1 protein-coding gene is annotated in these 988 nt (G+C 71.0%); it reads left to right on the top strand.

The window, feature by feature from the left end; all coding sequences use genetic code 11:
- Positions 1 to 118: 118 nt before the first annotated feature.
- A partial coding sequence (locus OO68_RS41575) for an IS481 family transposase (protein WP_033314699.1) occupies positions 119 to 988 on the top strand: 870 nt, incomplete at its 3' end.

Raw genomic sequence — 988 nt, 5'->3', positions numbered from 1 at the left:
TGTGCTGTCCCGGGACGTTGGTGACAGGCGACACGCCTTGAGTGGTCCTTGAACGAGGCGAGGGCCTCTGGGTTCGGTGTGGATTGCGAAGTCTGCACCGACGCCCAGGAGGCCCTCGTTGTTCCACCGTAATGCCCCGCTGACCGCGACCGGCAGGCTGCGTCTGGCCAGGTGTGTCGTCGAGGACGGATGGCCGCTACGGCGGGCCGCGGAGCGCTTCCAGGTGAGCCACACCACCGCAGCACGCTGGGCAAGCCGCTACCGCAAGCACGGGTGCGCCGGGATGCAGGACCGCTCCAGCCGCCCGCGCCACCAGCCTGGCCGCACATCGGATGCCGTCGAGGAACGGGTCGTGCGCCTGCGGCGCGAGCATCGCATCGGGCCGGTGCGGCTGGCCGCCCGCTGCAACATCGCCGCCTCCACCGCCCACCGCATCCTCGTCCGCCGCGGCCTGCCCGCACTGGCCGCCTGTGACCGGGCCACCGGCGAACCCGTCCGCCGTTACGAACGTGCCCGGCCCGGTGAACTGCTCCATATCGACGTCAAGAAACTCGGACGCATCCCCGACGGCGGCGGACACAAGGTCCTCGGCCGGGCAGCCGGCCGGGCCAACCAGGACCGCCGCAACGGGACCGGATACGCCTGCCTGCACACCGCGCTGGACGATCACTCCCGCCTGGCCTACACCGAAGACCTGCCCGACGAGAAAGCCGCCACCTGCGCCGGCTTCCTGCGCCGGGCAACGGCCTGGTTCGCCAGCCAGGGCGTCACCGTCGAACGCGTGCTGACCGACAACGCGTGGGCCTACACCAAGAACACCTGGCGCGACACCTGCCACCAGCTGGGCATCAGCCCGCGCTGGACACGGCCCTGGCGGCCGCAGACGAACGGCAAGGTCGAACGTTTCCACCGCACCCTGCTCGACGAGTGGGCCTACCACCGGCCCTACACCTCAGACGCCGAGCGCCAGGCAGCGTTTCCCGACTGG

Source organism: Streptomyces iakyrus (genome assembly GCF_000717055.1).
Classification (GTDB): Bacteria; Actinomycetota; Actinomycetes; order Streptomycetales; family Streptomycetaceae; genus Streptomyces; species Streptomyces iakyrus.
This window is presented reverse-complemented; position numbering and strand designations above follow the sequence as displayed.